This window comes from Paenibacillus terrae HPL-003 (genome assembly GCF_000235585.1).
GTDB lineage: Bacteria > Bacillota > Bacilli > Paenibacillales > Paenibacillaceae > Paenibacillus > Paenibacillus terrae_B.
Genome location: NC_016641.1, coordinates 433,379 through 446,638 on the forward strand (window position 1 = coordinate 433,379; position 13,260 = coordinate 446,638).

The 13,260-nt window shown below is 44.0% G+C and carries 15 protein-coding genes and 1 pseudogene; 6 read left to right on the forward strand and 10 right to left on the reverse strand.

Features of this window, described 5'->3' with window-relative positions; translation table 11 throughout:
• Positions 1-250 precede the first annotated feature (250 nt).
• A pseudogene (locus tag HPL003_RS30140) lies at positions 251-670 on the forward strand (ParA family protein).
• Positions 664-1,002, forward strand: a complete 339-nt coding sequence (locus HPL003_RS30145) for a ParA family protein (RefSeq protein WP_202946275.1) — start codon at positions 664-666, stop codon at positions 1,000-1,002. Before HPL003_RS30140 ends, HPL003_RS30145 begins: the two are co-directional and overlap by 7 nt.
• A 340-nt stretch (positions 1,003-1,342) precedes the next feature.
• Here the strand turns inward: HPL003_RS30145 and HPL003_RS02060 are convergent, their stop codons facing one another.
• Entirely contained in the window at positions 1,343-2,005 is a 663-nt protein-coding gene (locus tag HPL003_RS02060) for a nitroreductase family protein (RefSeq protein WP_014277986.1), read from the reverse strand.
• Between the two features lie 194 nt (positions 2,006-2,199).
• Between HPL003_RS02060 and HPL003_RS02065 the strand changes: the two genes are divergently transcribed.
• The 4 genes from HPL003_RS02065 (at position 2,200) to HPL003_RS29560 (ending at position 4,414) form a co-directional block, all read left to right on the forward strand.
• The gene (locus HPL003_RS02065; RefSeq protein WP_014277987.1) at positions 2,200-2,790 is read left to right on the forward strand and encodes a TetR/AcrR family transcriptional regulator; all 591 of its coding nucleotides are present in this window, start codon (positions 2,200-2,202) and stop codon (positions 2,788-2,790) included.
• Positions 2,791-3,351: 561 nt separating this feature from the next.
• Positions 3,352-3,639, forward strand: coding sequence for a hypothetical protein (locus tag HPL003_RS02070; protein WP_014277988.1), 288 nt, complete (start codon positions 3,352-3,354; stop codon positions 3,637-3,639).
• Positions 3,640-3,734: 95 nt separating this feature from the next.
• Positions 3,735-4,019: a hypothetical protein gene (locus tag HPL003_RS02075; RefSeq protein ID WP_014277989.1), complete on the forward strand. Its 285-nt coding sequence runs from the start codon at positions 3,735-3,737 to the stop codon at positions 4,017-4,019.
• A 29-nt stretch (positions 4,020-4,048) separates the two neighbouring features.
• A complete protein-coding gene (locus tag HPL003_RS29560; protein WP_014277990.1) occupies positions 4,049-4,414 on the forward strand; it encodes a hypothetical protein in 366 nt (121 codons plus the stop codon).
• A 405-nt stretch (positions 4,415-4,819) separates the two neighbouring features.
• Here the strand turns inward: HPL003_RS29560 and HPL003_RS26985 are convergent, their stop codons facing one another.
• The 9 genes from HPL003_RS26985 to nfsA all read right to left on the reverse strand — a co-directional run bounded on the left by HPL003_RS26985 (position 4,820) and on the right by nfsA (position 12,951).
• Positions 4,820-5,095, reverse strand: a complete 276-nt coding sequence (locus HPL003_RS26985; protein WP_014277992.1) for a hypothetical protein — start codon at positions 5,093-5,095, stop codon at positions 4,820-4,822.
• Positions 5,096-5,277: 182 nt separating this feature from the next.
• Positions 5,278-5,616, reverse strand: coding sequence for a hypothetical protein (locus tag HPL003_RS26990; RefSeq protein WP_014277993.1), 339 nt, complete (start codon positions 5,614-5,616; stop codon positions 5,278-5,280).
• An 84-nt stretch (positions 5,617-5,700) separates the two neighbouring features.
• Positions 5,701-6,858: a YhgE/Pip domain-containing protein gene (locus HPL003_RS02090; RefSeq protein WP_014277994.1), complete on the reverse strand. Its 1,158-nt coding sequence runs from the start codon at positions 6,856-6,858 to the stop codon at positions 5,701-5,703.
• Between the two features lie 184 nt (positions 6,859-7,042).
• Positions 7,043-7,801: an SDR family oxidoreductase gene (locus tag HPL003_RS02095; RefSeq protein WP_014277995.1), complete on the reverse strand. Its 759-nt coding sequence runs from the start codon at positions 7,799-7,801 to the stop codon at positions 7,043-7,045.
• Positions 7,802-8,054: 253 nt separating this feature from the next.
• Complete coding sequence (locus HPL003_RS02100; protein ID WP_202946276.1) at positions 8,055-9,392, reverse strand: SCP2 sterol-binding domain-containing protein; 1,338 nt, start codon at positions 9,390-9,392, stop codon at positions 8,055-8,057.
• A 52-nt stretch (positions 9,393-9,444) separates the two neighbouring features.
• On the reverse strand, positions 9,445-9,843 hold the full coding sequence (locus HPL003_RS02105) for a MarR family winged helix-turn-helix transcriptional regulator (protein ID WP_202946277.1): 399 nt from the start codon (positions 9,841-9,843) through the stop codon (positions 9,445-9,447).
• Between the two features lie 890 nt (positions 9,844-10,733).
• On the reverse strand, positions 10,734-11,465 hold the full coding sequence (locus HPL003_RS02110) for an NADPH-dependent F420 reductase (protein WP_014277998.1): 732 nt from the start codon (positions 11,463-11,465) through the stop codon (positions 10,734-10,736).
• 235 nt (positions 11,466-11,700) lie between these two features.
• Entirely contained in the window at positions 11,701-12,126 is a 426-nt protein-coding gene (locus HPL003_RS02115) for a MarR family winged helix-turn-helix transcriptional regulator (RefSeq protein WP_014277999.1), read from the reverse strand.
• A gap of 84 nt (positions 12,127-12,210) precedes the next feature.
• On the reverse strand, positions 12,211-12,951 hold the full coding sequence (gene nfsA, locus HPL003_RS02120) for an oxygen-insensitive NADPH nitroreductase (RefSeq protein WP_014278000.1): 741 nt from the start codon (positions 12,949-12,951) through the stop codon (positions 12,211-12,213).
• Positions 12,952-13,260: the final 309 nt, after the last annotated feature.

A 13,260-nucleotide genomic window follows, 5' to 3' on the forward strand; every position in this document is an offset into this window, starting at 1 on the left:
TACGATTTCCCACTCGATTGTGAGTCGCACATCTATTGAGAAGATAGCAGAAACTAAGTCAAAGAAGAGGAATCTAAAACCCGCGAAAAGCCTTGTAAAATCAAGGATTTTCGCGGGCTACCCGACGACAGCCTAAAATGAAGCCGTTTGGGGACGTTGGAGAGAACTTGGAAAGAACTACAGCAGCACCAGTCCACTCCCTGCCATTGACCAAATTAATGAAGCATCAGCTTCAGGGAGGGCACATGCCATGTCCAAAACTACAGTTATCACCATTGCCAATCAGAAAGGCGGCACAGGAAAAACGACCACCGCCTACAATCTCGCTTACGCCTTATCTAATGAAGGAAAAAAAGTGCTGCTCGTCGATTTCGTCCCACAAGGCAATCTGTTCATGTGCTTTGGCATTGAGCAGCCGGATTAACTTCCATTCTCCATGTTTAATGTCATGAACGCCATTATGAGCGACGAACCGTTGCCGCCTGCTGGGGAGTACATCCACTCACATGGCAATATCGACCTCATTCCAAGCAACATCGAATTGTCGGTTGCCGAAATCAATTTGCGGGATGAAATGGGCGGCGAAAAAACACTGGCCTCCCTGCTGGAACCGATTAAGCCCAACTATGACTACATCATCATCGACATAACCCTCCGTTCGGCTTGCTGACGATCAATGCTCTTGCAGCCAGCGATAGCGTACTGATTCCTGTCAATCCGCAGCTATGGTCTGCGACAGGATTAACCCAGCTACTCAAAATCATTGTAAAAGTCAAAAAGCGTATCAATCCGTGCATCAGCATTGAAGGCATCCTGATGACCATGTGCAACACCCGCACCAACTTATACAAGGAGGCTTTCCGTCTGGTCAAAGTCTATTACCGCGAGACCTTCCGTATTTTTAATGTGCAAATCCCATTGTCCGTCAAAGTGGACGAAGCGAATTTCTACAGCCAAAGCATTATACAATTTAAACCCAAGTCGAAGGTAGCCGCGCATTAACTCCTTCTCTCCAGTTTCCAAGCCTCGATCTATATACCAAAGCTTTTGTTTATTGCAGTCCTACGTTCCTCAAAAATGGTATCAAACACTTTATGATAAAGCATACTTACTCTTAATTTCTTGGAGTACCATTTCTTTCTGCGTCTCAAGTTTTGTAATTTCCATTTTCTATTTCCTAAGCTAACAGGCAGTCCTCAAACATAATCTACACTTTCGCCAAATCGAATCTAGCACCATCCAGCTAATATAACTGTACGACGACTTGTTAGAATCTAATGCGTAGAACCTAAAAGACCTTAGCTCCGTTGTTTATGCGGGTGCCAAGGTCTTTTACATTTTGTTATTCCATAGGTATTTCGTTAAAGAAAGCTACATCATCGACAGCCAGTCTCACTGTCGGATGACCGGGCTTCGTCGCCTTGCCGATGGCGATAAGCATAACAGGAGCGTATCTCTCCGGAACATCGAACGCTTCTACAAATTTAGTCTGGTCATAGCCGGCCATCGGGACCGTATCATAGCCTTTAGCGCGGGCGACAAGCATGAGTTGCATCGATACTAGCCCGCCGTCGGTATAAACTATTTGGCGGATGGCCTCGGGCGACATGCTTGAATACATGCCGATATAGCGTTCCACGAACGATTGAGCCGTCTCTGCAGGCATGTAACCCGCATTGACCGCCATTCCGTAAATTTTCTCGGCCAATTTATAACACTCCAAATCTCCGAGTACCGCAATGACAGCCGAAGCCTCGACCACTTGCTGTTGATTAAATGCGATCGGAAGCAGCTTCTGCTTCAGCTCCGGCGAGTCGATAACGAGAAACCGCCACGGCTGCAGGTTAGCGGCTGAAGGAGCCAGTGTGGCTTGCCGCAATATTTCGGTCAATTCCTCCCGCGAAATTTTGATCTCGGGATCATAGCTACGAACCGACCGGCGTTCTCGAATAACATCAAAAAAAAGTTGGTGCTCCATCGTTTGCGACGGTTGTGAAACCGACATGGTTCTCTCCTCCTTTTGGTTTAAAAAAGCTGCATTCAGCATTTAGTTTCAATACAACATTGTTGTTTGAACAACACTTGTTGTATTTCTATGTTATAATAGCAACCGAATGGTACGCAATCATCAATAACCATAAACCGTTGTATAGACAACACCATTTCTATAATGTCGTTTTATTTGGGGAGATCTTAACCATGACAATTAAAAAGAATGAAGCTGATCCTCGTGTGATACGTACACGGCGACTCCTTCAAGACGCTTTTGCTTCATTAATTCAAGAAAAAGACTTTGAATCGATAACCGTTAGGGATATTGCAGAGCGGGCTACTGTTAACAGAGCGACTTTTTATGCGCACTTTGTAGATAAATTCGAAATGCTTGAGGCCAAGCTAATGGAATCATTTATGACAATCATAAATCGTAGAATAAGCGGTCACGAAGTATTAAATGAAGAAACCATTCAGAGTATTTTTCTGGGTGTATGCGATTTTCACAAGGGTCTAAGCACTATGTGCAAAAGAAGGTATATATCGCTTGGACCTGTATTCGAAATTCAAATAAAGGAAAAAATTCAAACGATACTTCTTTCCTTTATAGACAAAGACAAGATGCTATCGAGTCCAAACGCGCAATTCTTAATAAATACAGCTTCTATCATGTTAAGTTGGGGGATGTATGGAGCGGCTTACGTTTGGAACAATGAGGGGCGTCTAATAAGTGCGGAATCATTCGTTAAACAGACTATGCCCTTAGTGATGAATGGAGCCCAAGAACTGCTGGGATAGGTCCTGTCGCTATTGCTCTATCCTGCCCGTTCAGATGAAACCATTATCTTGAATCACCGGTTGTTGTGTAACACAATGAATCATCCCGCTATCCTTGTATGCTGTACGACCGCCTAGCCCCAATCTCGTGATCATCCTTCCCGATCGTCGACTTGCACAGCATCTTTGTCTTGCCAATTCTGGATATAACCATCCGGGTGGATTAGTACATTCACCCTTCAGATGTACTATAAAAAGCCTGCTGAGCATTTTCATAGAGTCCAGAATGTCCTCTCCTGCAAGTATTGCGCTTAGCTGAAAAAGTTTATCAGGGGGCTTGGCAATGGCAATCACCAGGAAAAAGAACGGATAGACGAATTCGCTCTGATCAAGTTAGAATTCCTATTCGTTGGCTATCTGGTATAAATACGTTAACGAGCAGAAGTAATGAGTAAAGAGGGAATGTTTGGTTGGGGGCTTAGTCTAAAAATAGGTCCGTAGGACTCAAGCAATGAGTGGGGTACTAAAACTCAAATAATTTCCTCATCGCGGGGAGCCGGGCGAATTTGCAGCGGATTAATCTTGCCGCTTGAGCCCCCGCCAGCATTGATCCAGTCGCTGGCTCCAGAAATTAAAATGTACGGACAAGCCTTACTCGACATTCCCTGCATTAAGATACTTATGGGAACTGACGGGAAGAACCTGCAAGAGACACGAGAGCTTTACAACTTGACTGATGCTGAAGAAGAACTGCTGGCAAGCAAAAAACGGGAACACGCTTTACTCATGATTGGCCCCAAACGAATCCATGCTCATTTTGAAATACCTGACTATAAATTTGCCTATATGGGTTCGGCTGGAGGGCGATAACAATGGATAAGCGAAAGCAGATCATTGAGTTGTTCTTGTATATTCTCTTGGTTATCATCGGAGTTATTCTCCTATTTATGAAAGAGGGATAAACCATGATTCTTTATTTGACCCGTGATGCCCGTATCAATTTGCTGGACTTTTTGGAAATGGAACAAGAGCTACCTGTCAAAAAGTTAATCGGAAGTTTCTCCCTCTTATTCTTTGTTATTAAAGACATGCGGCATTTTACTCATGTTCGTTATGTCGTTTTGGATCGAGAGGCGATAACGGAATCTGACGAGGAATTAATTCAAGCTTTGATGCATACCAAACCATCTATGACATACGTGTTGTGGTTGTTGCGGAAGGGCTGCCAGCAGGCAGTCCTTTACTTCTAAAGCTCATTCAAATTGGGATACTGAATGTCGTGACAGCAACAGAAATTGAGGAGATCCGCAATGAACTGAGGGAGTGCTTTTCAGAAGAAGGAATGCATCGATTTATGCCAGATTCTCCCCCAAAGATAGAAGAAAAATCAATCCATATACATCATGAGGAAAACACGCAATATCAATTTAACTGCTCTAATCTAAAGATAGCAATTGCGGGATGTGACCGCCGCGTAGGGGTAACGACGACAGCTATGAATCTTGTCTGCTGGATTAATGCACATGGTGGAACTGCCTGCTATGTAGAAGCTAATCCGAACAATCACCGGCACATATCATTCATTTGTTTGATCCTGAGAAAGTTAGAAATGCCTATGTTCTGGACGGAAATGATTTCTATATGACAAAGGAATTAAATCAAGACTATTTCCGGATACTCTGTGGCTCTGCCATGCCTTATGAGCTAGCAAGGTTTTATAAAGCAATCGAAAGATGCGACAGTATGTTTATACAACTACTCGGACTCTTTGTACCAGATGACATAAAACCCTATCTCATCGAAAACATAAGCAGTGATATTCTATTTTGTGAGAACTCACATGAATTTTTAAATTCGGAGAATAATTCCCTGGTGTATCAGGAATTGCTTAAAACATATATTTATTGAATCTTTTCTGTCACAATCAATACAGATCCGCGATCGCCCTTTATGATTGACCATGCGGGCCTGACAACGTGTGTGGAAGAGGTCCCAAACCATTTCGCCGTGGGTGTTAGCCTTCATCATCACTTGTTTATCTTTATGGGCTTCAGATTCGGAGTGACACTTTTCGAAGGCAAGCTCCTACTTGGCTGTACGGAAAAACACCTCGATCCGCCAACGCATTACGTAAGTACGTAACCGTTTCTTCGGGAGCATCGAATCGGTTGCTGATGAGAAGATATGCTCCTCTATAGGTCACCGGCGCTTCATCCTCCGCTTGAGTAGGCTCGGTAGCGTCCTCCTTCAGTCGCACGGCAGCCACAGCGGCAATCTGTACGTAACGCTGCTTTGTGACCTGCTTTCCTTTATGATTCGTTGTCATATACGGTTGCTTCATGTAGATGCCGGGTATCGAGATCGAAACCAGTTCTGATACCCCTTTACGAATTAAGTCACCGTTTCTTTTCGGATGAGCATACTCAGCGTCAGCGGGACGTACCGTTCCCTGCCCTGCCTGCGCAGGGCTCGATGACCTTATGAAATAAAGCTGTATTTCGCTTAGCCTTAGTAACCCAATCGAAATTGGTGCGCTTCAAGAAATGTGAAGAAATCCTTTCTCAGATACCAACGATCCATGGCAACCCAAAGACGGCACGTGGCAGATTCACGCATCATCAGAAGCATTTGTTTGGCCAGATCAATCTTAGACAAGCCTTCGTTTTTAGTCAGACTTATGCCAAACGCGATAAAACACGGATACTCAAGACCACTTTGGAGTACCACTTGGGGAACAACCACATTCATCGCCCAAACATACGTCTTCAAAAGTCCGGATTGATCAAATAAATGTGGCCCGTCGTAATAATAGCTCCATATATTAACATCGCTCGTATTGGATGACACGTGTCCATAGGTCGCCACTAGCTTGAGGCTAAATAGCTATTGGAAAACGATGAAATCGAATTCCGCCCTTTGGAGCTGATATTTTTAGGATGTGGCCGGTACTGGCGCGGTTTCACGCTTCTTGCGTCTTACGGCAACACCGGCAGCGCCGATAGCGAGACATACGACCAATATCCATACAAGCGCCATGGCGCTCGTCCCCAAGCTCGGGCCGCCGAAAAGCATGTTCATGATCCCCTCCACCGCGTAAGTGGCCGGCAAATAGTCGCTCACCCGATTATAGAACGAGCTCAGCAGCTCACGTGGTACAATCGCTCCGGAAGAAACCAACTGTGTCGAAAGCATGGTGATGTTAAGCAACATGCCCGCGTTGCCGAACAGGATCAAGAACATTTGAGCGAAAAACATGAATGCGAGTAACACCAGCGACACGAACCCCCACATCGTTGCAAAGCTGACGACGGATTGCCCGCCGAGCAAATGAACCATCGTCGTACTTACAAGTCCGATCACCACCGCTGCAATGACGTTAAGCATCGCTCTGGCGCCGAATGCGTTCCATTTGCCGTACTTCCGTGAGACGATATTGACGGAAATCTGCAGGTTCTGCGCTTTCATCATCGAACCGACGAAGCAAGCGAAGACGAGCATCATCGGCACCATCTGGTTCTGCATACCGTTCACTTTGTTGGATGTTTGTATGTCGGATGTGACACGTTCGGACAGTTCTTGCGCCGACTGACGGGCCTCAGCAGCCGAGAGATTCGGGTTTACCTGTGTCAGTATCGCCTGCGCCCCCGCGGCAATCGCCTGCTTATTAGCAAGCACAGTAACGTTGCCAGCAACCGATTGCATAATGGTCTTGATGAGTTGCGGGTTCGATTCGTTCATGTAATAATGGATTTGCGCTGTTTGACCTGGAGTTTGCAGCTGTTTGGAGAAATCGGATGCCAGATATAGCACCATCTGTACTCCTCTAGTGTTCAACTTCGTTTGGGCGGCGGACAACGAATCCATCTTCTCTGTTTGGAAAGGCAGGTTCGCGGCAAGTCCATCAGCGATGTTAGCCCCGAGTCCATCATCTTCATTAACGATGGCGATACTCAAATTCTTGGTGTTATCGGTAATTCCGTTGTAGCCTGTCATCCATACGATGCTAAAAATGAGCTGAAACATCAATGCTACAACAACTCCGATAATCGTCGTGGGCTGGCGGAGCAATAAGCCCATTGCATTTTTCATGGCACATCTCTCCTGTCATAATTAAAACATATACATGAACGTAAAACTTAAGCATAATTTCCTGCAATGGTAAAAAACACCTCAAGGAAGCCGCGACAAATAAGTGGTTTAACTCACGATAAATCCGGAAGTTGTCGCAACTACCGGTTCAATCATTCACTATCGTACCAACACGATAAGCGGATTAATGTCCATTTGACATCCCAGACATCATATCGTTAAACTGGGTCACAAAAGCGCCTTCGTTCGGGCCCGAGTTATCTCGAAGAATTTTGGCATCTCCCACCAGAACCTCGTCGGTATCAGTCCCAAGCACCTTTATCGTTGCTTCAATGAATTGTGCAAGTGGCATGACGCGCGGATTGTCTTTGAGATTCATTAGATCCGTTTGAACACTCGGTGGCGCTAATTCCAGCACTTTCACCGAAGTGTCTTTAAGCAAATACCGTTGAGACAGCGAATAGGAATGGAGCGCTGCTTTCGTCGCCGAATATACAGCGGTCATCGCTAGCGGCACGAATCCAAGTGCGGAAGTCGTGTTGATGATAACCGCTTCTTCTTTAGACTTCAAATGCTCAATCAGCGCAGACGTCATACGGATTGGCCCAAGCACGTTCGTCGTGACAGTCGAAACCAAAACATCTTCGTCGATCACGCCAGCCGCGTCATCGGGCTGCATGATGCCGGCGTTGTTAAACAAGATATTTAAATCCGGGTATTCTTCGATTAACTGCTTGGCGATCGCCTTTATGCTGGCAGGATCCTGTACATTCAGTTCCACTGCGGACATACCGGGATTCGCTCTAATCGTCTCCTCCAGACGCTCTTTACGCCGTCCAGAGATGATGACTTTATTTCCAAGTTTATGTAAAGCTTCTGCTAGCCCACGACCAATTCCCGTTCCGCCGCCTGTAATAAAAATCGTATTTCCTGTAAGCTTCATATTGTAAAACCTCCAAATTTATTAATAATTTATTAATGCGCAAGCCACAGCATACTAAAGCAGAAATCCATGTCCTGAATCGTGATAATGGTTATACCTTACCTTCAAACGACTTATCAGCTATTTTAATTGATTCAGTTGGACATCCATCACAAGCATCTTGTAAGTCATCTTCGTATTCATCAGGTGCGATGGCTGTTCCTTTATTATTATCTTTTCATCATTACTTCCCTTTCTTTATGTGTCACTTTTATTATGCAAAGCATTTCTCAAAACTCATTAACAATTTGGGGTTCCCTTTGATCCGCAGTTTTCCTGTCAGCAATGCCGCAACCACATTTTTTTCCTTCGCAACGATCTTAAGCCACGTTTTGCTATCCACCGTAATCCGAATATCCGGCTTGCCGTGGAAGCCATCCCTGATCTGGATCTTCTTGTCACGAATGTCGATTGTCGTTTGTCTCGTTTCATTGCCGGTAAATGTAAAATGATAGGTGCAGTTTAAACCTGACGACTGATTCGGCTGGAATGCATGAGGCATGCCGCCGACCAAAAGGCGAATCGTGCCGGGCCTGAGTCCATTCCCGACGCGTTTTGCCGTTTTATGGGGAAAACGTTTCATGACATACGCTTCCGCATCGGAGCCAGGAGTTACATACACCGTCTCCTCTTTGCCCTGCAACGGCTTTAATACATTATTCATGAACCCTTTACGGTCTTTAAGAAACGGCCCGATCACATCTTCGCCCGCGGGACAAACCGCCAAGCAATAAGAACATTTGTAGTTAGCCTCGAAGCTCAAACTTTGCCACCAGGAAGTCGTTTCGGATATCGGTACTTTATTCCGGTACTCTTTGACGTTCTTGCTATCCACGATCGTTTCCACCCAGTCGCTGAAACCGCCCAAAAACTCACGGTAATTGTGCGTAGCGCATGAAGAAAAATTAAATTGTCCGTCCATACCGATCGCGCCCGTAGGGCAGGCAGATACACAAAGCTTGCATTCCAGACACGGGTTGTAGTCAATCGGTCGGTCTTCCTTGTTGACCCGGGCATCGATCATAATGGTGCCAAGCAGAACGTAGTCTCCGAATTTCGGATGAATCACGATGCGATGAATGCCCATATGGCCTAGCCCTGCCGCAACGGCAACAGGCTTGTGCGAAACGACCCAGGTCTTGCCCGGAAACTTATCCATCTCCATCGGGAAACTGCCTGCCGTATTTAAAGCCCGTATCCCTCGCGCTTCCAATGCGGACACGATGTGATGGGCTGTCTCATCCATCTTATCGCCGGTATGATGAAATTCAATATTGGTAATGGACCTCGCGGGCGTGCGGATCGGTTCTCGATTCATTCTGACAACGAAACTGATCAGAGTCTTGGCATGCGGGAATACGGACAAAATGTCATCCCGTTGATCATCCAATTCCGAGCGTTCAATGGATACAACCCCTACATCGTCAGCCCCGGCCTCAAGACACAATTCACGTACCCAGTCATAATCAACCGTTTCGTTGTCAAGAGTGGCGGATTGCGCAGAGGATTCGTAGTAACGCACAACTGTAGGATGTTTTTTGATATCGGACACTTTCACCCATCCTTCCATATTAAGTGTATATACACCTTTTTGGTGAAAAAAATTAATCTCTCCTGTTCAGCTTAACGATATCAGACAATTGACCAAGCAAACCTTTATAACGGTCATCACCCATATAGTCTCGAATACGGATTTGCGCCTGTTCCCATAGCGGGAGCGCACGCTTAAGAAGGTCCCGGCCTTCGGGTGTCAGAGCAATTAATCGTTTCCTGCGATCCTCACCTTCCGTGATCGACACCCAGCCCTGTCTCTCAAGCGGCTTGAGATCCCGTTGTAATGTGGTTCGATCCATCAATAGAATTTGGGAGAGACGAGTAATGGTGACAGTTCCGGCTTGTTCAAGTGCCATCAACAACGACAACTGTGTAGACCGAAGCCCGATAGGTCTTAAATATTCATCATATAAACTGGTAATAAACCGAGATGCTTTCTTCAAATTCAAGCAAGCACACTCTGCCATGAAAGTCGACCCTGAAAAATCTGAAATTGAATTATGTTTTCTCATGAATAGGAGTATATACACATATCGTGTCAATGTCAATCCTTACAATTATCTTAAGAATTGGTGGCTCTTTTTTCCAGAGGCCTAGCTCACTTATAACCGGAATGTTTGCTCTATTTCATCGAATTATTCAGATTAAAGCAGAAATACTTGAAAGAGATCAACATCGAACGAAAATCCTCCAAAAGTATGGGTTTAAAATTCCCCGGTTTCATCCTCCTGATGGCTCAGGGCGGACATCCTAATGCCCACATCCGCGAACTCATAGCCATATATCGAATAACCGACTCCTTGTTAATGTTGCATGCTTCGCTAGTCCAAGGATTTCAGTCCACGTCAATAGGATAGGTTCATTATTCAGAACGTCCCAAGGCGTAGCAGAAAACATGTATCAGCGACTGGGCCCGAATATAGTACGGACCGGACAAACAACTTAGAAATCATATTGGCTGAATTCGCAAAACTCCAATCATGCCCGGGCAATATAGACACCATATCCTCACTGACCTTTCAAGAGGAATGAATATACAACTCTTCAGTTCTGGACCAACCGCTGTTTTTGCTAGCCTAATTGTGGCAGAACGCAATTTACTTTCTTCATACATTCATTAGTCAACTTCTTCGATGCATGCATCACTCTCCTCCAACTGGGTAAATAGAAATATCCCTTGTCTTTTACAATTCTTTGTAGGTTAAATCAAATCAGACTTGACTTTGCAGAAAATGTAGTTGAACTTTTACAAGGACCGTTGGTTTTCTAAAAAAGCGACAGAACTAGACCTTACTATCATTTCCTAGTCTGCCGCCGTTATACAATAAGAATTCCTGAATTAGGAATTATAGATTTCTCTATTCAGATCAACTATATCTTTATGTGAATATCCGCCTGAAGCCGACGATAGCTTTTCTATCACTTTATCCCGTAGAATTGGTGCTTTTTCTTTATTTGCTTTTTTTAATGCTTCGGTCAGTTCCTCTTTGGTTAATTCTGTACAGTATGCTGGAGTTCCTGGCTGATGCTTCCATGAATCATTTAAAGAACCACTATCTACTGTATCGAAGCCTAGTTCGTTGGCTATACTCATGATTTTTTGCTTCTGCTGTAGATCATTACCGGCGATTGCTGTGGCAATACGTCCACTATTACCTTCTGGAGTTCCTTCATTTTCTAAAGTATAGGCTAATAAATTGTTGAAAGCTTTAATAATTGATCGGCCTAATTGATTTGAGACCCAAACACTTTCAACCATCCCGTTCTCCACTTCTTCAATTTCACCGCTCATTTGAGGATAATAATTTGAAGTGTCAACAATAATCACTTCCTTCCCAACTTTATCTATGACGTTGCGAATGCTTGGAAGTGCTTGGAAAGGGATAGATATGATAAGGACATCAATATCTTTAATTACCTCTTCTACACTCACAGGTGTTCCTGTAAGTTTTTTTCCTTCCAAACGTTCAATCCCACGAGCATCTGCAATTTTTACATTATGATCATTATTTATCAACTTATTTGAAATAGATAATCCTATGGGGCCTGCACCAATTATTCCGAATTTCATTTTATCGCTCCTAATTATTATTGTAGTTGTCTGGTTGAAAATTACATTTTATTATTCTTCACCGATGGGGTAGTTAGTTAAACCTTGGAAATTTCTGCTTGAAATCTCTCCGAGATATAGGCTCAGGAGCTGTCTTCGTCGCTCTAAAGCTCCATTTTCAGTTGCGTCTAGAAAGAAACATAAGACCTGTAAATATATCTCCCCGCCAATTCCGTTCCCTCTCCCCCTCTGCTACCTATAACAAGTTATTCTCCAACTGTTTTAAAAGCTGCCTTAATAGTACGCGTTCTTCTGGTAAAATGGATTGCAGTAATTTATTTTGCTGCTGCCTCCATTTGATATCAACCGGCTCCTCTAATTCTTTACCCTTGTCTGTTAGAAAAATTCGCATAACCCTTGCATCTTGTTCATCACGTTTACGGTATATAAACCCGTTTTGCTCCAGTGACTTAACCATGTTAGTTACCGTAGGTGGTTCACAATTCAAATGTTCGCATATTTGCATTTGTGTTATACCATCACCTAACCACAGTCGGTAAAGCAAATTATCCTGGCCAACATACAGGTTAAGTTCCCTTAAAGATTCACTATAATCCCGACGCATTTGGGAAGAAATTCGATCTAACGACTGACGAATATCGCAATCAACCTTATCGTTCATAATTTACCCTCAACTTGAGTATTTTATTTAGCGGACTAACTATAACATGGTGAAATTAAGGTGTCCACATCTCTAAAGGGCCTTTTATTTCTTGGCATATCCTTGTATGTTTAAATACTCCAGCATATCGGGCAGAATACTTCTTTGGAGATGATCCTGAATATGCTCACTCCACCCTTTTACTTTTTTCACGGTGAACGGGGCTTTAACAGGTCGGCCTTCATAATACTTCAGCATGATATCATCATAAACGGCTAATTGCTCTTTATCGAGTGTCTGATACTGGTTTTCAAATAATACCATGGATTGAGGCAACCGCGGCTTCAGCGCAGGCTTATCTCCAGACGGAATACCGATACATAGTCCCACTAATGGAATTACATACTTAGGTAAATTCAATAGTTCAGATAACTCGTTAATATTAGCTTTAACCCCACCTATAAATACGCCACCAAGTCCCATGGATTCCGCTGCGGTTAACGCATTTTGCGCCATCAGCCCGACATCAAGTGAACCGATCAGAAGAAATTCAATATATTCAATATCAACCTCCGGGGCAATTTGATGGTTCCTGTTGAAATCAGAGCAGAAAATCCAAAACTCCGCTGCTTCTTCAATATATGGCTGATTAACACTGAGCTGCATCACCTTTTTACGCAGATCCTGATCGGTGATTCTAATGATAGAAACGGCCTGCAGTAGGCTAAAAGATGAAGTTTGATTGGCCGCTTTGAAGATTGCATCCCGTTGTTCCGCTGTCAGGGCTTGATTCGTATAAGAACGAACGGAGGTATGATTGTGAAGCAATTCAAGCGTATTATTCATCTAATTAATCTCCTCTACGGGTTATATTAGCTTACTAACTATATAACAATGTTTGTATTAGTTAGCAGCCTTGACACCATCATAAGTCCATACGTTTCATTTGCAAAGAAGGCAATTTAAATGAACATAGTACATATTTGTGTACTTTTAGACTGGGAGCGATATCATGAGGGGTATGTAATGAAGGAGGAAGTAATTCAATATCTGGTACTTGGAGGGTTGTTTCGTGCCCCTTAGAATTCATCGGATAAACCAAGAGTTTATTCCAATGTCTATTCCAAGGGGTGCACTTCAAATCGAACGAGGGCT